Genomic DNA, 608 nt, shown 5'->3' with positions numbered 1-608 from the left:
TCGAAGGCATAGGAATGGAACAGGCACCAGCAATCTTGCTCATTGAAGCGATACCATGGCGCCGTACTGGAGAACAGCCGCGCCACATTCGCGTGCGATACCATCACCCCCTTCGGCTGTCCTGTCGAACCCGAGGTGTAGATCACGTACGCCTGATCATCCGCATGTCCTGCAACAGGCGTCCAATCCCCGTCGAACTCCGGCATGGCGCCGTCATCCAACAACAGCACGTCGCATCCCTTGGCCACCAAGTGGCGCGTGGATGCCTGCGCCAGAACGATGCTGATTGCCGCGTCGCCCAGCATGAAGGCGATACGCTCGCCCGGATAGATCGGATCGAGCGGAACATAGCTGGCGCCGCACTTGAGAATGGCGAGGATGCCCACCACCACCTCGCCCGAGCGCTCCAGGCACAGCCCGACCCGCGTGCCCGGCATGGCCCCCGCCGTCTGCAGGCGCTGCGCCAGGCCGTTCGCCGCGCGCTCCAACTCGCCATAAGACCACTGCCTTTCACCATCGATCAGCGCCACCGCCGCCGGTTGCGATGCCGCCCGCAGCGCGAACGCCTGATGCAGGCACGCAGCCTCCGCCGGCACCAGCGTCGCACG

General features: G+C 65.3%; 1 protein-coding gene. It reads right to left on the bottom strand.

Annotated features, from left to right (window positions below; genetic code table 11):
• Positions 1–608: AMP-binding protein (locus tag SJI03_RS28800; protein WP_322429458.1), on the bottom strand; the 608-nt coding region annotated here is incomplete at both ends.

The organism is Janthinobacterium sp. GMG1 (assembly GCF_034427795.1).
Classification (GTDB): Bacteria; Pseudomonadota; Gammaproteobacteria; order Burkholderiales; family Burkholderiaceae_D; genus Janthinobacterium.
The sequence above is the reverse complement of the archived record's forward strand: the minus strand, read 5'-3'. Positions and strand labels throughout refer to the sequence as shown.